This is a genomic window from Saccharicrinis aurantiacus (genome assembly GCF_947489045.1).
Classification (GTDB): domain Bacteria; phylum Bacteroidota; class Bacteroidia; order Bacteroidales; family Marinilabiliaceae; genus Saccharicrinis; species Saccharicrinis aurantiacus.
Genome location: NZ_CANLCN010000028.1, coordinates 17,058 through 40,979, shown reverse-complemented (window position 1 = coordinate 40,979; position 23,922 = coordinate 17,058). Strand labels below are relative to the sequence as shown.

Genomic DNA, 23,922 nt, shown 5'->3' with positions numbered 1-23,922 from the left:
ATATATTAAGCTTCTTCTCTAATAATAGTTTGATCACGATCAGGACCTACTGAAACAATCTTAATTGGTACCTCAAGTTCAGATTCAAGGTAATCAATGTAAGCATTTAATTCTTCAGGGAACTCATTTTCGCTCTTCAAGCCTGTTAAATCTTCAGACCAACCAGGAAGTTCAGTATAAACCACCTCCATATTCTCTGGTAACTCAAAAGGAAATTCTTTTGTTTCAACACCATCAATAATATAAGATGTAGCAACTTTAATGGTTTTAAAAGTACTTAAAACATCTCCTTTAGTCATGATAAGTTGAGTAACTCCATTAATCATCACTGAGTATTTAAGGGCTACTAAATCAATCCAACCACAACGGCGCGGACGACCTGTTGTTGCACCAAACTCGTGACCCGCCTTACGAAGTTCCTCACCTGTTTCGTCGAACAACTCAGTAGGGAAAGGACCGCTACCAACACGTGTACAGTATGCTTTAAAAATACCATACACTTCTCCAATTTTATTTGGAGCAACACCCATACCTGTACATGCACCAGCACAAATTGTGTTTGATGATGTAACAAATGGATAAGAACCAAAATCAATATCTAATAAAGTACCTTGAGCACCTTCTGCCAATACCGATTTTCCTTCTTTTATATAATTATTGATGCTATGTTCGCTATCAATAATTGTAAAACGCTTTAAACAATCAATTCCTTCTTGTAAACCAACTTCGTATTCTGTTACATCGTACTCTTTGTCATACATTGAAAGTAATTGCTGATGCTTCTTTTTAAGATCGGCATACTTTTGATCGAAGTTATTCAGAATATCACCAACCCTTAAACCATTACGACCTGTCTTATCCATATAAGTTGGTCCAATACCTTTAAGTGTAGATCCGATCTTAGTTTTACCTTTAGAATCTTCAGAAGCTCTATCTAAAACACGATGTGTTGGAAGTATAAGATGTGCTTTTTTAGATATTAATAAGTTTTTAGTAATATCCATGCCTTTAGCCTCTAGTTCGTCAATTTCTTGCTTAAAACTAATTGGGTCTAAAACTACACCATTACCAATAATATTCATTTTATCTGTATGGAAAATACCTGAAGGAATATTATGTAATACATGTTTGATATTATTGAATTCTAAGGTGTGACCTGCATTGGGACCTCCTTGAAAACGTGTAATCACATCGTATTTAGGCGTTAGTACATCAACTACTTTTCCTTTCCCTTCGTCTCCCCACTGAAGACCAAGTAAAACATCAACTTTCATGCGTTATATTTTAATATTTCTTTTGTATTTAACCCCACACTGTGCGAGATAATGGTATTGCAAAAAACATCTTTTTTTACGACCGGTAAAAATAGTTATTAAAAATGGTATAATATCATGTTTTCACATTAAAATTTTGGCATTCACTACAAAGAAGATTATTATACTCTAAACCAACACGAATAAAATTATTGCCCATAAAAAAAGCGATCCTTACGAATCGCTTTTAAATTATTATCTTAATAAATCCTATTTATCTTTTGATGGTAACAGATTTGTTGGCTTCAACACTAACTGCTTTATCATAAACAAAAAGATCAAAATTATTGCTAGAGTGTGAGATCACCTCTACTTCTGTAGCAGAAACTCGAACCTCCATATCATTACCTTTAAATCTCAATCGGAAAGCATATTCATCCCATTGCTCAGGTATCATCGGACTCAAATAAAGTTTCTCGTCGTAGGCGCGTTTACCTCCAAAACCTTCAACAATACTCATCCAAGTACCGGCCATACTGGTAATATGTAAACCTTCGTGTACTTCAGCATTGTAATCATCCAAATCTAAACGTGCAGTACGCAGATACATCTCGTAGGCTTTCTCAATCTTACCAATCTTAGTAGCAATAATTGAATGTACACAAGGTGATAAAGATGACTCGTGTACGGTACGAGGTTCGTAAAAATCAAAGTTTCTTTCTAACTCTTCATTTGAGAATTCTTCTTCAAGAACATACATACCTTGTAAGGTATCTGCTTGCTTAATAAAGTTTGAACGAAGAATACGATCCCATGACCAATGTTGATTAATAGGGCGCTCAGCAGGATTTAAATCATCCGCCATCAGCTGTTCCTTATCCATAAAACCATCTTGCTGCATAAATACCTGCAAGTCTTCGTTAAATGGGAAGTGCATATTCTCTGAAATCTCTTTCCAACGTCGTGTTTCAGCAGCAGGATCAAGATTCATCACCTTCAATAACTCATCATAACGTGCCGCATTACTATTCTTAACAATATCAAGAGCCTCCATGGTATATTTTAAACACCAAACAGCCATTTTATTAGTATACCAGTTATTGTTAATGTTGTTTTCGTACTCGTTAGGACCAGTAACACCTAACATCACAAACTTCTTACGAGCTTCAGAGTAAGTAATTCTTTGGCTCCAGAAACGTGTAATTCCAACCAATACCTCTAAACCATAATCCGCTAAATAAGCATAATCGCCAGTATGACGGATATAATTATGAATTGCATATGCAATGGCTCCATTACGGTGAATTTCTTCAAAGGTAATTTCCCACTCATTATGACACTCTTCACCATTTGCTGTAACCATTGGATAAAGCGCAGCACCATCAGTAAATCCTAATTTAGCGGCATTTTCAATGGCTCTTGGTAAATGCTTATATCTGTAAACCAATAATTGTCGCGTCACTTCTGATGGAGACGTCATTAAAAAGAACGGTATACAGTAAGCCTCTGTATCCCAATAAGTAGTACCTCCATATTTTTCACCAGTAAATCCTTTTGGCCCTACATTTAAACGATCGTCTTCGCCTGTGTAAGTCTGATTTAAATGGAAAATATTGAAACGGATGGCTTGCTGTGCAGATACATCACCTTTAATAACAATATCACTATGCACCCACTTCTCAGCCCATGTAGCTTTGTGTTCAGCAAATAAGGCATTGAAACCTTTTGACCCTGCTGCTTGAGCTTGTTTTAAAGCATTTGCTTTTAAATCTTTCGGATCAGAATTTAAAGAAGATACTACACCAACATATTTTTCAATAGTTAATGATTCGCCTTCTGCTACTGTATCCTCAATATGATTCCCTACCCATTTGGTAAGTTGAATTACTTCTTGTTTGGGAGATATTTCACTATCGTTTTTAAGAACTTTATAGTTCATTGCAAAACCACAACGAAAATCTGTTTTCTTAGTTTGAGATTCTAAGTAAGCTTCCCCTTCTGTTGACTCGGCATTTAAAACATTCCAAAACTTCTCATCGTAATTAGAGTCTTCATTTTTGATATCTCCATCGATGTATGGACTAAATCCAATTTTACCTGAGAAATTAATTGCTTTTACCTCATAACGTATAGCAGCAATCTCCGTTTCAGAAATACTTAAGAAACGCTTGGCTGAAACATGAACCTTCTTGTTACCATCAATAATAGCATCAAATTCACGCGCAAGAAAACCTTCTTGCATATTTAAGGTACGTACAAAGTTTTCAACAGTACATTTATTTAAATCTAAATCAGTACCATCTATGGTAACATTAATACCTATATAATTTGGTGAGTTTAATACTTTGGCAAAGTATTCTGGATATCCATTTTTCCACCAACCTACTCTTGTCTTATCAGGATAATAAACCCCTGCTACATAACTTCCCTGTAATGTTTTCCCTGAGTATTTTTCTTCAAAGTTGGCACGCTGTCCCATTTTACCGTTGCCAATACTAAAAATACTTTCTGATGCTTCGTGGTTGTTCGGGTCAAAGCCCTCTTCAATTATCTCCCACTCATCATATTTTAAATATTCTTTCATTGTAATTCGTTTTTTGATAGATAGATAATAATAGTTCGTTAGTTATTAGTTAAAAGTCTGAAGCGAAAGATGCAATAGTTTGAATATTTGCCCATTACATTTAACACCAATCAAAAAACGACTATTTAACTATGAATAACATAAAAAGCTTAACGTACTTTTTAGTCTAACAACCCTAATTTTTGAATACTCATTTTGTGTAAACCATCCACAACTAAATGTGCTTTACCCAATACCTCTGAGCTTCCAATTCCTACACATTTCATACCTCCTGCTAAAGCAGCTTCGACTCCTGCTTCTGCATCTTCGAATACCACACACTCAGTAGGAGCAACTCCTAATTTTTCAGCACCCTGCAAAAATACCTCAGGGTCTGGCTTAGCTTTTGCCACATGAGTACCATCAACAATGGCATCAAAATAACCTGTCAATTCTAAACGTTCAAGAATTAACATGGCATTTTTACTTGCGGAACCAAGTGCTATTTTAATATTCTCTTTTCGTAGCACTTCTAAAAACTCTTTGGTTCCAGGAAGAATTTCTTCCGGTCCCATTTTTAGAATATACTGTAAGTAATTATCATTCTTTTTAGTAGCAAGCTCTAGTTTTTTATCCTCACCTAATTCAATTCCACCAATTGATAGTAGAATATCTAAAGAGGTCATTCGGCTTACTCCCTTTAATTTTTCGTTATCTTCTAATGTGAAGTCAAAACCAAGTTCATTTGCGAGTTCTTTCCATGCAATATAATGGTATTTAGCAGTATCAACTATAACACCATCTAAATCAAATAAACAAGCTTTAATATTTTTCATTGTAATTAGTTTTATTTTTTATTTCTCAATTTGTTGTTTATTCTGCTGCACAAAAGCAACAGATATAGACCCTAAAATCATAATAACTCCCGCAAGAACCATTACATAAATTCCTTGATTATTAAAAAATGCTCTCAAAATTGGACCACCTATAACACCACTCAATATTTGAGGCACTACAACTGTTAGGTTAAATAATCCCATATAAATACCAATACGTTTTGGAGGAAGTACGCCTGAAAGTATTGTATATGGCATTGCTAATATTGCAGCCCAAGCTATACCAATTCCGACCATAGAATATAGTATGTGATATTGATTAGTGAAAAAATAAAGACTTATAAAGCTTAATCCTCCAATAAGTAATGCTCCTGAGTATACTATTTTTCGGCTTGTAAGAGTTATTAACTTAGGCATCACAATAGAAAATAGTGCAGCTACAAGACTATACATTGCAAATGTTATACCTACCCAATTACCCGCTTCGTCAAAAGCACCTTTATAAGGTAGAAACTCAGGATCACTTGCATTAAAATCTAGTGGAACACCAAAATAGTGCTGTGAAATAGCAGTAGTAGAGTAAACCCATAATAAAAACAAAGGAAACCAGCTGAATAATTGAACTATGGCCAACTGCTTCATTACTTTCGGAGTAGTTTTTAATAACTCCCAAAAATTTACCTTTTCCGCTTTATCCTCTTCGGTAATATTTTTATAAGCTTCGTATTGCTCGGGTGGATATTCTTTGGTTTTAAATACAGTCACCAATACACTTAATAACAACAGAGATCCCCCAATATAGAAAGACCATATAACTGAAGGTGCAACCTCTCCTGCATCCGATTCGTTAGCAATTCCTAAAGCTGTTAAAATAAAAGGCAAAGCAGATCCAATAACTGCACCTATATTAATAAGAAAACTTTGTATCGAATAGCCGATATTTCGTTGCTCTTCTGGTGTCATATCAGCTACTAATGCTCTAAATGGCTGAAATGTTACATTAAATGACCCATCCATTAGAGCTAGCATAGTTACTCCAAAAATTAAAGCTGCTGTTCCCCCTGCTTTAAAAAACAATGGTGCATTAGGCATAAAGAACATAGCAATCATTGAGACAATTGCTCCACCAAGGATATAAGGAGACCTTCTACCAAGTCGAGTCCATGTTTTATCACTCGCAGCACCTACTAACGGCTGTACCATCAATCCCATGATTGGGGCAACTAACCAAAAGAATGATAAATTATGAGGATCAGCTCCCAAACTTGTTAGAATTCTACTGGCGTTTGCATTTTGAAGAGCAAAACCAAATTGAACACCCAAAAATCCAAAACTAACATTCCAAATTTGCCAAAATGACAACCGAGGCATCTTATTCATACAATTATTTTATGTGATTAGTACATGACATTAAGATTAGAAAAACTTACTTGATAAGCACTTGTACTAAAACATACAATGCATATAGATTTATTTATTACTAATAATAATATTCACAATTTCAGAAACGAAAAAAGTAAGGTGTAATGGTTTTAAAACCTGTCCATTTGTTTTAAAATCTGAATCAAAGATAGACAATGTGCACTTTTTATTCAATTATTACACATCGGTAAAATAGCTTAAAAACACAGCTTTCCGTGCACTTTTCCTTATTGCAACCGTTTGCAATAAGGTGAAAAAAAGTTAAAAAAATATGCATTTTTTTTTGCAAGCACTTATGCAAACGGTTGCAAAATATGCAAAAAACGATAGATTCTACCTTAGATACATAGGGCAAACCATCCTATTTAAATGCATTCTACCTTCAAACACAAATGTAAATAGACGTTAATTTACTGAAGCTTTGTGTACCCTTTTATTATAAAAAAAAGCCCAACCCATTTAATGAGTTGAGCCAAATTATAATGTACACTTTATTAATATAACCTTGACTTATTTGTAGATTCTCTGATTCGCAAAACAGGAGTTAGTACTTTTGTACTTGGCTCTGTAGTAACTTCATTTTCCTCAATTTGCTTGATTAAAAGTTTAACCGCTTCTTGCCCCATTTCAATTCCTTTCTGTTCCACAGTGGATAATGGAGGATATGCAATTTTTGCATTAGGTCCATCTCCGAATCCTATAACAGAAATATGATCAGGTATTTTTATGTCATTTTTCATTAATACTTGCATTGCGGCAATTGCAGTACTGTCATTTACTGCAAAAATCCCGTCTATTTCAGAAGCCATCTCTAATATTTGTCCTGCATTAGCATAAACTTCGTCCATAGTATCGCATTTAATAACATAGTTAGGATTGTACTCCATTCCATTCTCTGTTAAAGCATCTTCATACCCTTGTCTTCTGCGCTTTCCTATTTGCAAATGCTGCGGGCCTGCAAGGTGCAGAATCTTTTTACACCCTATAGAAATAAGGTGATGGGTGGCAATTTTTGCCCCCATTAAATCGTCAATAATTACTTTATCAACACTTAATTCTTCTGGTGCCCTATCAAAAAACACCAATGGTAAACCGTGATCCAAAAGGTTATTTATATGATCTAGCTTATGGGTAGTTTTACTTAACGACATTAATATCCCATCAACTCTGTTATCAAGCAAAGCTTGTGCATCGCTTATTTCTCGTTCGTAATTTTCATTTGATTGACAAATCATCACATTATATCCTGCATCGTATGCTATCTTATCGATACCTGCCAAAACTGAAGAAAAGAAATGATGCACCATTTCAGGAATTATAATACCTATGGTATTGGTTTTACTGCGTCTCAGATTTAAAGCTAGAGCGTTAGGTCGATAGTGAACTTTCTTAGCAAAAGTTTGAACCATCGTCTTCGTTTTCGGACTAATATCAGGATGATCCTTTAGTGCTCTAGATACAGTTGATGCTGATATACCCAAAATTTTAGCTATATCTTTTATTGTAATCTGGTGTGGTGCCATGAATACTATATAATATGTTTTATTTTAATTTTGTCTAATGATAATAAAATCTTATGTATAAATATACTCTTTTTATCAACAATCAAAAGACCCGAATACATCAATATTGAATGCTTGTCTCATTTCATATACTGTAATAAAGTACCCAAACTGATCCCTCTATTCAAGATAGATGCTATTACTGACTTTATTATCATGAACACTCCTAAACGCAATCCAGATGTCTACATGAGCTGTCTTAAATTGGTTTTTAAATTGATAGCTCCCAGAACTTCTCAATTCATTAGTTAAAATATAGTCAAACCTATCCTCATCAACTCTTAGCATTATTATGAGCAAATCATTCGCTTTGGCCCCTATGGGAACTTTATTGTTCCAATTAATACAAATCTCATCGGTTGTTACTTTGCATGAAATTTGATCAGCTAAGGGTAAATCACCTTTACAAAGTAATGCAAATTTTTTGTCAACGTATTGATCAGGGTATTCACCTGCTATGGCATATTTTAAGTTATAAGCTTGTGCTGATTGGTATGCAGTTCGCCCAGAGCCTTTTTCAAAAAATGTAAGTTTTAACAGGTCTCTAAAAGGCTTAATAAAACCATGAATCAAGCTCATTTTTTGTCGTTGTCGCAATTGCTTATCGCTTTTCTTATCTCGGTAATGACTAGGCATGGAGCGCATACAGGCCACGCCGTTTCTTTCATACAAAAGCACATTACCAACTTTGCCTGAAGCAGCATCTAATATATTTGTTTTTAATCGTGCCATAATTATCGTTTGTTAAAATAGTGATCAGTTTTTAGTAGTAGGCGAAGTAGAATATTAAGCTTTAATACCAATTTACAATGTCCAATAAATCCCTACGGTGTGAAACCCTATTTAATAGGACTACTTCAATGACTTGCTTACACTTGCTTAATTACTAAGATATAACATTATCAGTTCAAAGTCAAATTAAATTCATATCAAATACAGATCAAATTCACGTTAACGTGAGTTTGATCTGTATTTGATATGAACTATATCTGCATTTTATACGTATCAGTTCCTACCATACCCTAGGGAGCATATGAACCTGAAAGAAAAGAGAATGATAATAACTTCATATCAAAAAATACCCTGTGGCATTTGTAATGTTAAAACTTGCTGAAACATGTAAAGAATAAACATTAATAAAAATCGACAAATGCTAACTAATGATAAAAAATGACGCTCTAATCATTATTTATGTTAAGCGTATGTTAATGTTTGTGATGCTTTTTATATGATGAATTTATGTTTTACAACATATGGTTTTATTGCAAACGAATTCGCAATCGGCTTCGCAAACGATTGCGAAGAAAAACCTCAAAAAAACGTTTCGGTTTGTTAACAAGTGTATAAATGAGTTGGTTTTTGATATAGATTTGTAATGTCCATTTGTAGGTAAAAGTACCTAATAGTAAGGTGTGTAATTATTAACTGTTTATTGATGATAAATTTCGTAAACAATGAATTATACATGTTTTAACACTTAAATTATAAATTTTATGATTAAATCATTTTGTCTTAAGAAAGCATTTTTGCTGCTTACCGGGATATTTTTTATCTCAGGTATCATACAGGCACAAAGTATTGCAATAAGTGGTAGTGTAAGTGATGCAACCACTGGCGATTTATTACCAGGAGTATCTGTAATAATAAAAGGCACAACAACTGGTAGTATTACCAATTTCGATGGTGTATATAATTTAAACGCAAATCAAGGGGATATATTAGTATATTCATTCATAGGCTATGTTGCACAAGAGGTAACAATAGGACAACAAGCTCAATTAAACATTCAATTAAAGCCAGATGTAGTTGGTGTTGAAGAAGTAGTTGTTATTGGTTACGGTAGTGTTAAAAAAGAAGATGCTACAGGATCAATATCTGCAGTATCATCAAAAGACTTTAACGCTGGTGCCATTGCATCTCCACAAGATCTTATCGTTGGTAAAACAGCTGGTGTACAGATTACATCAACTGGAGGTGCTCCTGGAGCTGGATCTACCATTCGTATTCGTGGTGGTTCTTCTTTAAATGCAAGTAACGATCCTTTAATTGTAATTGATGGGGTACCTATTGATACCGAAGGTGTAGAAGGGATGCAGAATCCACTAAACACAGTTAACCCTAACGATATTGAAACATTTACTGTATTAAAAGATGCATCTGCAACTGCAATTTACGGTTCTCGTGCCTCTAATGGTGTAATCATCATTACTACTAAAAATGGTAAAAGTGGTGATGTTGTTAAGTTTGACTATTCAGGTAATGTAAGTGTAGCGACTGCTGCAAATACATTAGATGTAATGAATGCAAGCCAATACAGCTCTTTTATAAAAGATACTTATGGTGAGGATTCTGAAGCTTACAGAAATGTTACATCATATGAGGGTGTAAACACCAACTGGCAAGATGAAGTATACAGAACTTCTATTGGTACGGACCACAACTTAAGTGTTTCAGGTGGAGTAAAAGATCTACCATACCGTTTATCTTTCGGTTACACTAACCAAGAAGGTATTGTAGAAACATCAGCAATGGAAAGAATTACAGTAGGTTTAAACTTAAACCCAACTTTCTTTAATGAGCATTTAAAAACAGCTGTTAATGCAAAATATATGCATGTGAGTAATAACTTTTCAAACGATGCTGCTATTGGAGGATCTGTAACTTTTGATCCCACAAAACCAGTATATGACGAATCTTCTAAATATGGAGGTTATTATACTTGGATTGATAACGATGGTAACCCAGTTACTATTGCTCCAATGAACCCAGTTGCTCAATTAAACCTTCATGATAATCAGTCTAAAGTAAATCGTTATATCATAAATGCAAAGTTCGACTATAAGCTCCATTTTGCTCCAACAGTTACGGCTACTTTAAATATGGGTATTGATGGTTCTACATCTGAGGGAAGAACAATTGTTCAGCCTACAGCTGCTTGGTCTTCTCCAAATGATCCTGAAAGAGCTGGGGAGTATTCTCCATACAATCAAGATAAGAACAACAAGACTTTAGATATGTACCTGACCTACAACGAAAGTTTTGGTAAGCATAATTTAAAAGCTATGGGTGGATATGCATGGCAACATTTCCATAGAGAAGGTAATAATGTTACTTACAATTATGCAGAAACAAATGAAGTAACACCATATAGAGCTTATGAAGCGCAAAACTACCTTGTATCATTCTTCGGTAGAGCTGAATATAACTACGACAACAGATATTTAGTAAATGCTACAGTAAGAGCCGATGGTACTTCACGTTTTTCTGAAGACAATCGTTGGGGTTATTTCCCAGCCGTTGGCTTAGCTTGGAGAATGAAAAATGAAGCGTTCATGACTGATATTGATTGGTTATCTGATTTAAAACTTCGCTTAGGTTGGGGTATTACAGGTCAACAAGGTGTAACAGAGGATCTTCCTTACCAAGGTTCTTATGTTCGTTCAAATGGAACCGCAATGTATCCTTGGGATGGTGGTTACATCAACACAATGCGTCCTGATGGATATGACGAGAATATTAAGTGGGAGGAAACCACTACCTACAATGCAGGTCTTGATTTTGGTTTCTTCAACAATAAACTAGCTGGTAGCTTCGAATTTTACCACAGAATAACAGATGACTTATTAAATGTTGTTCCGGTAGCAGCAGGTGCAAACTTAACAAATGAGTTATTAACAAATGTAGGTAGTTTAGAAAATACAGGGGTTGAATTAAACCTTACTTATAGAGCAATTGCAAAACAAGATCTTTTTTGGGAAATTGGTGGTAACTTAACCTACAACCAAAACGAAATTACAAGTTTAACAAATGGTGATGATCCTACATACCTAGGTATTCAAACAGGTGGTATTTCAGGCGGTACAGGTAACAATGTTCAAATCCACTCTGTTGGATATCCTGCTAACTCATTCTTTGTTTATCAACAAGTGTATGATGCCAACGGAAAGCCTTTAGAAGGTGTGTACGTTGACCAAAATGGTGATGGTATTTATAACGACTTTGATAAGATTAGAGTTGGCCAAGCTGCTCCTACCCTATTAGTGGGTATTAACTCTCGTTTAGAGTATAAGAATTGGGATTTTGCATTCTCTGGTCGTATGCAATTTGGAGCTACTGTGTATAATGATAACAAATCAAACATGGGAGTTGCACAGGATACTTACAACAGCGGTGGTAACTTCTTAAGTAATAGATTAACATCTACTCCTTCAGGTTTTAATAGCTTCCAATATTGGTCTTCCGAGTATTTAGAGGATGCATCATTCTTCAGAATGGATAATATTACAGCTGGATATCGCTTTAATAAATTAGGAGGTACAGATATGAGTTTAAAAATAACAGGTACTGCTCAAAATGTATTTGTAATTACACAATACGAAGGAGTTGACCCAGAGGTTTCTGGAGGTATTGACAATAACTTCTATCCACGTCCAAGAACATTTATATTAGGCGTTAATCTTAACTTTTAATCGTTGTTAGCAACCAAAAAAAGAAATTAATATGAAATATATAGATAAAATAAAAAAGGGGGCAGCAATAGTTCTATTGGGAGCTTTCAGCTTCACCTCTTGTGTTAATGATCTGGATCAGCTACCAATTGATCCAAATGAAAGTACAGCTGAAACCGTTTATACTACAGAAGAAGGATATAATCAAGTTGTGGCTAAAATATATGCTGCTTTAGCATTAACAGGGCAAGAAGGTCCTGCAGGTAATGGAGATGTAGGTGGTATTGATGAAGGTTCATCTTCATTTATACGTAATCTTTGGAATTCACAGGTTTTAACAACAGATGAGGCTATTTGTGCATGGGGTGATTTTGGTATTTCTCAGTTGAACCAATTACAATATTCTGCAGCCAATCCATTTATTGAAGGTTTGTATTACAGAATATATCACCAAGTTTCAATGGCCAACGAGTTTCTTCGTCAATCTACTGATGAAATGTTAGCTTCTCGAGGTCAGGAAGACTTACAAGATAAAATGAAAGTTTTACGTGCTGAAGTACGTTTCTTAAGAGCATATGCTTATTCATGTGCAGTTGATTTATTTGGTAATGTGCCATTTGTTTTAGAAGAAGACGGCTTAGGTACTTATTTGCCGGAGCAAATTATGCGTAAAGACCTATTTGACTGGTTAATTGAGGAATTAGACGCTATTGAAGGTGAAATAGGAACAATAGGTACAGCTGCATATGGAAGAGTAGATGAAGGTGCAGTAGCATTCTTAAAAGCACGTTTATACCTAAATGCGGAAGTATATACAGGAACAGCCATGTGGGATAAGGTAATCACCGAAACCAACAAAGTAATTGCTGGCTATTCTTTATACACTGGAAACTACCAACACTTATTCTATGCCGATAACAACAAAGCAGATATTGCCTCAGGGTTTATTTTTGCAGTGCCTTACGATGGTGACCAAATGCAAACCTATGGAGGTACTACTTTCCTAGCTTTTAGTGCTACAGGTGGCGGTATTACGCCGGGAGACGTTGGCCTCAGCGGTGGTTGGGGTGGTAATAGAGCCCGCCCAGAATTAGTTGATTTATTTGCAACAGGCGATTTGAGAGGTGAAATCAATGGAACTTCAGGTACTATTTTTGATTCAGGACAAAAGGAAATTGAGAATCCTGCAAAGTATGACGATGGTTTTGGAGTAATGAAGTTTAAGAATATTAGTAGTGATGGGAATAACCCTGCTAATCAAGATTTTGTAACAACAGATTTCCCACTATTTAGATTGGCTGATGCTTATTTAATGTATGCCGAGGCAGTAGTAAATGGTAGTGGAGATGCGAACACTGCAGTGGGTTATATTAATCAATTAAGAGAAAGAGCATTTGGTAATGCTTCGGGTAATATTACACTAAGCAACCTTACTGCAGACTTCATTATTGATGAGCGTGGTCGTGAGCTTTTCTGGGAGTGTACACGTAGATCTGACTTAATTCGTCATGGAAAATACACTACCAATGAATATTTATGGTCATGGAAAGGTGGAGTTTCTGCAGGAGCAGCAGTGAGCACAACAAAACGATTATTTGCCATCCCTGCAAAAGATATCGGTGCCAATACTAAATTAGTTCAAAACCCTGGTTATTAATACATATACAGTTATGAAAAAATTAAATTATATATACATTCTATTTTTTACTTTAGCATTTCTTTCGAGTTGTGCTAAAGTAACTGAGAAGCCAATGCTTGGCGAAGGTACTGCTCCAGTTTTAGCATCACCAGATGGATCATTAAACTATGTACTAACTGAAGAAAATGCAGCAAGTCCTTTTGAGACCTTTATTTATAGTGCAGTGGTATTTGATCAGCCAATAGTGTCTCAGTATACCATTGAAGTAGCTAATGTTGAGGATACTAATTTTGAGGCAAAGGTTGATATGCAAGAGTCTACAAGTCAATTGTATCAATCTATTACAAATGCTTCTTTTAATCTTTTATTGGGAGCTTCGGGTTTAGATAAAACTCCAGAAGAGCCAACTTCTGTTAATGTAAGAGTAAGGGCTTCAAATGCAAATGATAGTGTTCAAACTTTTTATAGTAATGTTATCACCTTAAATGTAACACCTTACGATGCTGTGATACCACCTATTTACGTGGTAGGAGATGCAACTTCAGCGGGGTGGACACCTAGCGACGCATTACCATTAGTATCAATATCAGCCGATGAATACCAAGGTACTGTTGAGTTAACAGCTGCTCCTAATTCTTTTAGATTCTTAGGACAAAATACAGATTGGGGTCCAGAGCAATGGTTCTATGGAGATTTAGATTTAGTAGAATCAGTGCCTGCTAACCTTGTTGGTCCAGCACCTGCAAATGAATATGGTGAAATTAACTTTGAGGCCTCTGAAGCAGGAACCTACGAGATTTTGTTCAACAAGGCTAATAATTCAGTGAAGTTTACTAAGCAATAATTTAAAAGGTGGGCTCAGCCCACTTGTTTTGTAACTTTTTATTAAAACATAATTTTATGAAGAAATTAAATATATTATATAGTTTACTGGCTTTTATCATTGTCTTTTCTTCTTGTAAAGATGATAAGGATGGTATAACCAGGATCCCATTGCAGGAAGGTGCCGCCGTAATATTAAGTCCGAATGGGTCAACATCTTACACTTTATTAGAAGAAAATTCAGACGCTGCTTTTGAAACTTTTATTTGGGAAGATGCATATTTTGGTGAAGGAGTTACACCAGAGTATACTGTTGAAATGGATTTAGCCACTGGCGATTTTTCTAATGCTGTAGTATTAGGTACTTCAGATATTCCTTACCTAAAAACAACAATTGGTCCTGTTAATCAATTTTGTCGAGATTTAGGGGTTATGGCAAGGATTCCAACTGGATTCCAAGCAAGAGTTAAAGCTACAGCTGGAGGAGATACTAAATATTCTATCCCTGTTAACTTTTTAATAGATAGATTCATTTATGCAGATGAAGTAGCAACATGGATGGTTGTTGGTTCTGGTATAGAAAATCCAGTTGCTCTTATGTTGGATACAGAATCAGGGATGTGGAAAAGTACAGACCCTATTCAATTGAAAGAAGGCGGAATTTCATTTATGAATAACAATGTATACCAAGATGAGTTAGGTGCAGATTCTGATATTTCATATGAGATGGAGATGTCTGGTTCACTTATTGATAGCGATGGTAAAGAAATTCCTTCTAAAGATTTTACATATAACATTACACTTGATGTAGAAGGAAGAATGTTTACAGTAGCTGAGGATACACATTATACAGCCACAGGAAGTGCCGTTGTAAATCCAGATGTTAGATTTAAAATGGAAGGTGATAGTTATGAGTTAAAAACAAGATTTGTAGCCGGTACTTTCTTAATTAAGTTTAATTCATCTTCACCTATGAATTATGGAGTAACGAGTGCAACAGACAATACCCTTATTGTAGATGGAGAGCCTATAGAAATTGCTACAGATGGTAACTATAAAGTTACTGTTGATGCAGACATGAAAGTTACTGTGGAAGAATCAGCTTATCCGAATGAGATGTATATAGTAGGATCGGCTACTGCATATGGATGGGATGAACCAGGAACACATGAAGATGCAATAATGCATAAAGTAGCTGGTGGTGCTGATAACGAAGGATTATTTTGGAAAATTGCTCACCTTGAAGGTGGACAAGGATTTAAAATCTCTGCTGAAGCTTGGAATGATCCTAACTTAGGTTTTGATCAGGTTGATGAGTTTGATCCTGATGGTGTTGAAGTAGTTAATAATGATACTAATATGGGAATTACTACTTCGGGTATGTATACAATAGTAGTTGATTTGAGAGAAAATGCTACTAAAGTTTCTGTTACACCTGCCCAAGTTTATGGGATGGGACCAGCCTTTGGTGGATGGGATGAAGATAAGACTGAAAACTTATTTACAGTAGATAATACTGAGAAAACAATTATCTCTCCTGCATTATCTGAAGATGGAGATATTAGGTCTTATGTAAATCATGCGTGGATACCGGCATGGTGGCAAGCTGAATTCCAACCTAAAGATGAAAGTATTCTTTATCGTAATGATGGTGGAGACTTACCGAATTTAGGAGGAACTGCAGGTACTGTTATTACATATAAATTTGATGATAACACAAGTTCTATTCAATAAATAGCTATTTCTATTATATCTAAGGCTGCCCAAGTGGCAGCCTTTTTTGTTTATTCACAAAAGTTTTTATCATGCGTTATATATCTTTTTTAGTTTTATTGGCATTAATATCTTGCCAAAGCAAACCAAATCAAGAAGTTATTAAAATACCTAATACGCCCCCCGAATGGGCTAAATCCGTAATTTGGTATCAGATTTTTGTAGAGCGTTTTAATAATGGCGACCCTACAAATGACCCTACTCCAGAAACCATTTATGATAAGTCTAATTTTATAGAAACGCCAAGCGATTGGTCTGTTACACCATGGACTACAGATTGGTTTGCCAAAGAAGATTGGGCACAAGAAACCAATCAGAACTTCTATAGCAATTTGCAATTGCGCCGATACGGTGGCGATTTACAAGGGGTGCTAGATAAGTTAGATTATTTACAAGATTTGGGCATTACCGCCCTCTACTTTAACCCCTTAAATGATGCGCCTTCACTGCATAAATACGATGCACGTAACTACCATCACATTGATGTAACTTTTGGTCCCGACCCTGAAGGTGATATGGCCATTATAGCTTCTGAAGATCCAGGAGATCCATCTACATGGAAATGGACTGCTGCCGATAAGATGTTTCTAAAAGTAGTAGACGAGGCGCATAAAAGAGGCATGCGAGTGGTACTCGATTACTCTTGGAATCATACAGGAGTAGAATTTTGGGCATGGAAAGACCTTCTAAAAAATCAAGAGCAATCAAAATACAAAGATTGGTATGCTGTAGAAAGTTTTGATGATCCCAATACCGAAGAAGATGAATTTTCTTACTCAGGGTGGTTAGGACTAAATAGCCTACCAGAACTTAAGAAAGTTAATACACATGGTGCGCACAAAGCAGGTATTCCTTTTGAAGGTGATTTAAATCCAGGTGCAAAACAACATGTATTTGATGTCAGCGAAAGATGGTTAGCACCAAATGGTGATGTGAGCAAGGGTATTGATGGCTACCGTTTAGATGTAGCCGACCACGTGCCCCTAGGATTTTGGCGCGATTACCGTACTCATGTAAAAAGTATAAACCCCGAGGCCTACTTAGTGGGTGAAATTTGGTGGAAGGTTTGGCCTGATGAATTTATGGATCCTGTACCCTATACCAGTGGTGATATTTTTGATGCAGTTATGTTCTATCACGTTTATCGCCCTGCTCGTTACTTTTTTGCTGACACTGATTATGAAATTGACGCTGCCAACTTGGTGGATAGCCTAAATCTGCAGTGGAACAGGCTAGAAGAACCTTTTAGATATGGTATGATGAATGTGAATGCTACGCACGATACGCCACGCTTGTTAAGCTCGTTTAATAATAGGGATAAATACAAGTACAAAGCAAACTTAAACGACGATCCCAATTACAAAGCTGGTAAGCCTGAAGCAGAAACATATGAGCGCGTTAAACTATATTTAATGCACCAGTTCACTAACATTGGAGCACCCCAAATTTGGAATGGCGATGAAATGGGTATGTGGGGTGCTGATGATCCTGACTGTAGAAAACCACTCTGGTGGCCTGAGTTTACATTTGATCCTGAGAATCAGAATAACATAAAAGAAGGCAAACCTAAATATACAAATGTTGGGTTTAATGCAGAGTGGCATGATTATTACAAACAATTGTGTGCTTTGCGTAATGGCAACTCAGCGCTTATTGATGGTGATATCAACTTTATTAAGGCCGAAGGTAAATTGTTGGCTTATACCAGAAGTAATGCTAGCCAGACTATATTAACAGTAATGAACGCAGGAACTTCTTCTGAAGTATTTCAATTGCCAAAAGGTACTTATACCGATGCATTAACACAAGAAATAATTTCAGCATCAACAATAGAATTAGGGGGATTAAAAGGGAGAGTTTTAATACTTAACTAATGTAGATACCCCATGCTATAAAAATTTAGTGTGGGGTTTTAATCACATAAATTTAAGATAGATGAATAGAATATATACTTTAATTAGTTTTTTGTGCATGGGTTTGCTCTTAGCAGCTCAAGTAACAACAAACCCAAATCCGCCTGTTGATAACAAACCTGTAACCATAACTTTTAATGCTGCTGAGGGTAATGCTGAGTTAAAAGGTTATACAGGCGATGTATATGCACACACAGGAGTTATTACAGATAAAAGCAGCGATGGCAGCGATTGGAAATATGTTATTGCTGAGTGGACAGAGAATACTGAAAAGGCTAAGTTAACAAGTATTGGGAATGATATTTTTACTTTAGAAATGCCTACTTCTATTAATGCCTATTATGGAGTACCAGAAGGCGAACAAATAAAGCAAATGGCTTTTGTTTTTAGAAATGCCGATGGTTCAAAAGTAGGAAAAACAAGTACTAGTGGTGATATATTTGTTGATGTCACTACTCTAAACCTAACTTTAGATATCATAAGCCCAGCTCCTAGTGCTATTTTTGCAGAGGGAGATGCCATAAGTATCCAAATAACTTCAGAAAATTCAACTAGTATAAAAGCTTTTGTTAATAATAACGAGGTAGGCAGTAGTAGTACTTCTACTCTTGATATTACTGAAACAGCAGGTGTTCCCGGTACATACACCCTAAAGGCTCAGTCTTCGGATGGGACTACAACGTTGGAGAAAATACAAACCTATTATGTGAGAGAAGATGTTGTTGAAGAGACGATGCCATCTAATCTAAGACGCGGTGTTAATAAAGTAGACAATTCAAGCATCACCTTTGTATTATTTGCTCCAGAGAAGGAGTTTGTTCATGTAATTGGTGAGTTCAACGATTGGACTCCATCCAACGAATATATGATGAAAAAGGATGGCGATTACTTCTGGTTGACTCTTGATGGTTTAGTTGCAGAAACAGAATATGCTTTTCAGTTTTATATTGATGGCGAAATACGCATTGCTGATCCGTACACTACAAAAACATTAGATCCAGATGATAAGTGGATTGATGATTCCGTTTATCCTGGATTAAAAGAATATCCATCTGATAAAACAGAACACGTAGCTTCATTATTTACAATTAATGAGGATGAATATACTTGGAAAGTAGCCTCGCACACCAACCCTGATCCAGAGCAATTGGTAATTTACGAATTACACATTCGTGACTTTACCGAAGAAGGCACCATTAAAGCAGTTACTGCTAAAATGGATTATTTTGTTGATTTAGGGATTAACGCCATTGAGTTAATGCCTTTTAATGAGTTTGAAGGTAACGATAGCTGGGGATATAATCCATCCTTCTATTTTGCTACAGATAAGGCCTACGGCACAGCCAACGATTATAAAGCATTTATTGATGCCTGCCACGAGAATGGCATTTCAGTAATCATGGATCATGTACTCAATCACTCCTTTGGTCAATCGCCATTTGCGCGTATGTACTTAAATGATGAGAACAAGCCTTCTGCTAATAACCCTTGGTATAATACAGAACACAATATGGCAGAACCTGCCGCACAATGGGGTTACGATTTTAATCACGAAAGTGTAGATACTAAAGAATTGGTAGATAGTATCTGTTCCTACTGGATTAGCGAATTTAAGATTGATGGTTATCGTTTCGATTTTACAAAAGGTTTTACTAATACGAGCTATCCTGTGGGTGATTGGGCGAGTGCCTATGATGCTTCTCGTATAGCCATTTTAAAGCGAATGACTGATGAGATTAGAAAGCGAAAAAGCGATGCTATTATTTCCTTTGAACACTTATCTGACAATGATGAAGAAAAAGAGCTCGCCGATTACGGGATCTTAATGTGGGGAAATCATAACCACAACATGGCTGAGGCAGTAATGGGCTATAATGAAAATGGGAAATCAGATTTCTCATGGGCATCTTACCAAAAAAGAGGTTGGGATAGTCCACATATTATCAATTACATTGAGAGTCATGATGAAGAACGTATTATGTATAAGGCGCAAGAATATGGCGCTTCATCGGGTGATTATAATGTTAAAGATCTGTCAACCGGACTAGAACGCTCAAAAGCTGCTGCGGCATTTATATTCTCAGTACCTGGTCCTAATATGATTTGGCAATTTGGTGAGCTTGGATATGATTATAGCATTAATACTTGTACTGATGGCAGCATAGATGAAGGATGTAGAACTGGCCGTAAACCTATTAAGTGGGATTATGCCGAAGATACAGATCGAATGAATCTTTATAAAGTATATGCTCAAATGGCTACTTTAAAAAAGGAAGAGCCTGTATTTTCAACGGATAATTACAGTTTGGATGTTAGTGATGCTATTAAACAAATTGAATTAAACTATAATGGTTCAGACGTACGCTTAGTGGGTAATTTTGGAACAACAACAGCCACTGTATCTCCTAGCTTTAGTAGTACTGGTATTTGGTACCGTCACTTTAGAGGTGATGAAATAGAAATTACTGATCTTAACCAAGAGTTTGAATTATCTCCAGGGAAATTCATCATGTTTACTGAGAAAAAGCTAATCGGATTTGGTATTGACACCAGTACTGATGAATTAGAGCCCATTCAGAATGTACGCATAAGTCCAACACTAGTTGAAAGTTCTCTGACTATAAATTTCAGTAATCAACCAGCCAATAAGGCACTTATTTATAACTTATCGGGTAGTGTAATTAAACAGTTTATAATCGACAATAATATACACACCGAAAACTTAAGTGAATTACCATCGGGCATTTACCTTATTAAATTTGAAGGTGGGGATAGTAATTCTGCTGTAAAGAAATTTATAAAGCGATAAACCTTGAATAGGGTATAAATTTAGAAAGGCTATCGTTTTAGGTAGCCTTTTTTTGTACATCAACTCTTATTTTATGGCGCTTATAGAACCATCATTAATTAACAAAGATACTTTGTACTATACAGAAGTTAAAGATGAACAAATCACTATGATCATGGAAATCAATACCCTTATGGGTATGCTGAAAATAAGCAGTTGATTCAACTGAGGTATTTGTATTGACTCTATACCCCACTCCAAGACCATGCCTTCCTCTTTCAAAGAAATTATATTCTCCTTTTATATGCCCAGTGAAGTTGAATGTAATTTCACTAGAAGCAATCCAATAAAAGGTTTTGGGTTGAATAAACTTTTCAAGATTAAAAGCACGTTTGGTTTTTAATTCATACCTAAAACGCGAAGTCATTTGCGTTTTTTCAGTAGAACTCCTATATATGATTTGTTCTTCTAGTCTAAATCGATGATTAATCGTCATCCGCGAAAACCTAGGATAAGCTAATTTTACAGTTTGGTGTGGCCTATATTCATTGGTATGGGTTCCATCATGATTATTTACATGGTTAAACATAAAGCCCGCATCAAATTGAACCTTAGAATTAAGTCGTCGCTGTGCAATTGCACGAATGCCGTATCGGTCCCATCCACTTCCATTTAATCCTCTATAATAACCTCCGTCAAGACTTCCTCGCCAGTCACTATTAAAATCAAATTTAGCCAAGAATAGTGTTCTCAACTCATTTTGCTGAGCAGTGCCTACTATACAAAATAGTAATAAAGGAATGAGAACTAATAATCTTTTTAATAACACTATAATTATTTCTATTTATGCGATGTTACTTTCTATAATTTCGGTGAATACATCCTTTATATCTAACTTAGCTGCTGCTATTTGTTGTGGAATAAAACTAGTTTTAGTCATACCAGGTGTTGTATTAACTTCTAGCAAATATATTTGATTTTCGCTAATAATATAATCAACCCTAACAATTCCTTTACAAGCTAGTATATCATAAATCATTGAACTGATTTGTTGTATTCTATTTGTAGTTTCTTCAGGCACGCGGGCTGGCGTTATTTCTTGAACCTTATCAGCATTATATTTGGCTTCAAAATCAAAAAACTCATTGGCAGGGATTACTTCTGTTAACGGAAATATACTGGTATTATTGTGGGTTTTGTATAAACCACAAGTTACTTCGAGTCCTTTAATAAACTGCTCAATAATTACTTCATCACTCTCACTAAAAGCATTCTTCAACGCTTCCTCCATTTCTTCGGCTTTCTTCACCTTAGTAATTCCAAAGCTCGAACCGCCAGCATTAGGCTTAACAAAACAAGGTAAGCCTAATTTTTCAACAATGGCATTTGCATCGTAATTAATTCCTTTTCTGATCATTAAGGAATCAGCTACCTTTAATCCGAAACCTTTAAGGTAATTGTTACAAGCAAATTTATTAAAGGTAAGAGATGAAGCTAACACCCCACAACTTGAATATGGAATATCTAACAATTCAAAATAGCCTTGTAATTTACCATCTTCACCAGGTGTACCATGTATGGTTATATAAGCAAAATCAATACAATACTTTATGTTGTTGATGGTATAGCTAAAGTCATTTTTATCAATGCAATATTCATTATTATCGATAATTGCATTCCAACTTTTACCTTCCATGCATACCGATACGATATCATATTTATCTGTATCAATAAACGATTGAATTCCTTCAGCACTCTTACGAGATACCACTATTTCAGAAGAATCACCACCGTATATTATTGCTATTATTTTTTTTGAATTCATTTTATTGTAAAGGTCTAGTTTATTCGTCTCTACCAGCTATGTAAGAGCTCCATTTTTCAATAGCTTCTGTCATATCTGTAGGTATTTCTGTATCAAAAGTCATTTTCTCTCCCGTATGTGGATGGATGAAACCTAGCGATTTAGCATGAAGAGCCTGTCGCGGTAATATTTTAAAACAGTTGTTTACAAACTGTTTGTATTTACTAAATGTAGTACCTTTTAATATTTCATTACCTCCATAACGCGTATCATTAAATAAGGTATGACCAATATATTTCATATGCGCCCTAATCTGATGCGTTCTTCCCGTTTCGAGCACACATTGAACCAAGGTTACATAGCCCATTCTTTGTAATACTTTATAATGAGTTACAGCATGCTTTCCGAATTCTCCATCAGGGAATACGGTCATTTCCATCCTATTTTTTAAGCTTCTACCAATGTGTCCTTCTATGGTTCCTTCTTCTTCTTTAACTTGCCCCCACACAATGGCTACATAGCTTCTTTCTGTGGTTTTATCGAAGAATTGTTTTGCCAAATGAATTTTAGCCTGTTCTGTTTTCGCAACCACTAATAAACCTGAGGTATCTTTATCAATACGATGAACTAATCCTGGGCGGGGATCCTCAGACTCGAAAATAGGCACTCCTTTTAAATGATAAGCAAGTGCATTCACTAAGGTACCCGTATAATTACCATGACCAGGATGCACAACCATACCAGGCTCCTTATTGATGACTATTAAATGCTCATCTTCATAATGAATATTTAAAGGAATATCTTCTGGAATAATGGTTAACTCCCTTTTGGGAAATTCCATTACTATAGTAACAACATCATTAGGTTTAACCTTATAATTAGATTTTACAACAACATCGTTTACTCTTATATGTCCATTACTGGCTGCATCCTGTATTTTATTACGCGATGCATTTTCCATACGATTTACAATAAATTTATCGATGCGAATCATGGCTTGGCCAGGATCTGCCTCAAAGCGATGATGCTCAAATAATTCATTGTTAGAATCATTAAAATCGTCCTCCTCGTATCCAGTAATATCAGTACTCATCCTTTG

15 protein-coding genes are annotated in these 23,922 nt (G+C 35.6%); 6 read left to right on the top strand and 9 right to left on the bottom strand.

Annotated elements, in window-relative coordinates; translation table 11 throughout:
• Positions 1 to 5: 5 nt before the first annotated feature.
• From QMO11_RS20485 to QMO11_RS20460, 6 genes are all read right to left on the bottom strand, one after another.
• A complete protein-coding gene (locus QMO11_RS20485) occupies positions 6 to 1,274 on the bottom strand; it encodes an adenylosuccinate synthase (RefSeq protein WP_075602276.1) in 1,269 nt (422 codons plus the stop codon).
• 253 nt (positions 1,275 to 1,527) lie between these two features.
• Entirely contained in the window at positions 1,528 to 3,837 is a 2,310-nt protein-coding gene (locus QMO11_RS20480) for a family 65 glycosyl hydrolase domain-containing protein (RefSeq protein WP_282039715.1), read from the bottom strand.
• A 161-nt stretch (positions 3,838 to 3,998) separates the two neighbouring features.
• Positions 3,999 to 4,652, bottom strand: coding sequence for a beta-phosphoglucomutase (gene pgmB / locus QMO11_RS20475; RefSeq protein ID WP_282039714.1), 654 nt, complete (start codon positions 4,650 to 4,652; stop codon positions 3,999 to 4,001).
• 18 nt (positions 4,653 to 4,670) lie between these two features.
• Positions 4,671 to 6,032 (bottom strand): MFS transporter, encoded by a 1,362-nt coding sequence (locus QMO11_RS20470; RefSeq protein ID WP_282039712.1) that lies wholly within the window; start codon positions 6,030 to 6,032, stop codon positions 4,671 to 4,673.
• A gap of 536 nt (positions 6,033 to 6,568) precedes the next feature.
• Positions 6,569 to 7,597, bottom strand: coding sequence for a substrate-binding domain-containing protein (locus tag QMO11_RS20465; protein ID WP_075602272.1), 1,029 nt, complete (start codon positions 7,595 to 7,597; stop codon positions 6,569 to 6,571).
• Between the two features lie 159 nt (positions 7,598 to 7,756).
• Positions 7,757 to 8,368 (bottom strand): DUF6266 family protein, encoded by a 612-nt coding sequence (locus tag QMO11_RS20460; protein ID WP_282039710.1) that lies wholly within the window; start codon positions 8,366 to 8,368, stop codon positions 7,757 to 7,759.
• Positions 8,369 to 9,129: 761 nt separating this feature from the next.
• Here QMO11_RS20460 and QMO11_RS20455 point away from each other — a divergent pair.
• From QMO11_RS20455 to QMO11_RS20430, 6 genes are all read left to right on the top strand, one after another.
• Positions 9,130 to 12,105, top strand: coding sequence for a SusC/RagA family TonB-linked outer membrane protein (locus tag QMO11_RS20455; RefSeq protein ID WP_282039708.1), 2,976 nt, complete (start codon positions 9,130 to 9,132; stop codon positions 12,103 to 12,105).
• A 31-nt stretch (positions 12,106 to 12,136) separates the two neighbouring features.
• Complete coding sequence (locus tag QMO11_RS20450; RefSeq protein WP_282039707.1) at positions 12,137 to 13,741, top strand: RagB/SusD family nutrient uptake outer membrane protein; 1,605 nt, start codon at positions 12,137 to 12,139, stop codon at positions 13,739 to 13,741.
• Positions 13,742 to 13,754: 13 nt separating this feature from the next.
• On the top strand, positions 13,755 to 14,567 hold the full coding sequence (locus tag QMO11_RS20445; protein ID WP_282039706.1) for a SusE domain-containing protein: 813 nt from the start codon (positions 13,755 to 13,757) through the stop codon (positions 14,565 to 14,567).
• Positions 14,568 to 14,623: 56 nt separating this feature from the next.
• The gene (locus QMO11_RS20440) at positions 14,624 to 16,279 is read left to right on the top strand and encodes a SusF/SusE family carbohydrate-binding protein (RefSeq protein WP_282039705.1); all 1,656 of its coding nucleotides are present in this window, start codon (positions 14,624 to 14,626) and stop codon (positions 16,277 to 16,279) included.
• Between the two features lie 71 nt (positions 16,280 to 16,350).
• Positions 16,351 to 18,192 carry a glycoside hydrolase family 13 protein gene (locus tag QMO11_RS20435; protein WP_282039703.1) on the top strand — a complete coding sequence of 614 codons (1,842 nt, stop codon included), beginning with the start codon at positions 16,351 to 16,353 and terminating at the stop codon, positions 18,190 to 18,192.
• 61 nt (positions 18,193 to 18,253) lie between these two features.
• Entirely contained in the window at positions 18,254 to 21,040 is a 2,787-nt protein-coding gene (locus QMO11_RS20430) for an alpha-amylase family glycosyl hydrolase (protein WP_282039701.1), read from the top strand.
• A 94-nt stretch (positions 21,041 to 21,134) separates the two neighbouring features.
• Here the strand turns inward: QMO11_RS20430 and QMO11_RS20425 are convergent, their stop codons facing one another.
• The 3 genes from QMO11_RS20425 to QMO11_RS20415 all read right to left on the bottom strand — a co-directional run bounded on the left by QMO11_RS20425 (position 21,135) and on the right by QMO11_RS20415 (position 23,916).
• A complete protein-coding gene (locus QMO11_RS20425; RefSeq protein WP_282039699.1) occupies positions 21,135 to 21,773 on the bottom strand; it encodes a DUF2490 domain-containing protein in 639 nt (212 codons plus the stop codon).
• Positions 21,774 to 21,863: 90 nt separating this feature from the next.
• Positions 21,864 to 22,844 (bottom strand): D-alanine--D-alanine ligase, encoded by a 981-nt coding sequence (locus tag QMO11_RS20420; RefSeq protein ID WP_282039698.1) that lies wholly within the window; start codon positions 22,842 to 22,844, stop codon positions 21,864 to 21,866.
• A gap of 19 nt (positions 22,845 to 22,863) precedes the next feature.
• The gene (locus tag QMO11_RS20415) at positions 22,864 to 23,916 is read right to left on the bottom strand and encodes an RluA family pseudouridine synthase (RefSeq protein ID WP_282039696.1); all 1,053 of its coding nucleotides are present in this window, start codon (positions 23,914 to 23,916) and stop codon (positions 22,864 to 22,866) included.
• Positions 23,917 to 23,922: the final 6 nt, after the last annotated feature.